Source organism: Leifsonia sp. HAY1-4F, assembly GCF_056755275.1.
This window is the reverse complement of record NZ_JBNDHX010000602.1, coordinates 1-238: the sequence shown is the minus strand read 5'-3', so window position 1 is coordinate 238 and position 238 is coordinate 1. Positions and strand designations below refer to the sequence as shown.

Sequence of the window (238 nt, the reverse complement as noted above, 5' to 3'; positions counted from 1 at the left end):
GGACATGACCTGTCAATGATAGGCGGCGGAGAGCCCCCGCCCGCGCGCTCAGGCGAGCTGGACGGTCCAGATCACGTGCATGCGCCACACCATGACCGCGACCGCGAGCGCCGCGATCCCCATGATGACGGTACTCCACCTGCTGCGCTCGATGAGCGCCCACGCGACACCGGCGGGGGGCAGGAGCACCGCCGAGACGAGGTACACCCAGTACTCCAGCGCGCTTCCGGACGGGGGG

The 238-nt window shown here is 70.2% G+C and carries 1 pseudogene; it reads right to left on the bottom strand.

Annotated elements, in window-relative coordinates:
• Nucleotides 1-48: 48 nt before the first annotated feature.
• A pseudogene (locus tag ACPYOG_RS20670) lies at nt 49-238 on the bottom strand (hypothetical protein); the annotation flags it as partial.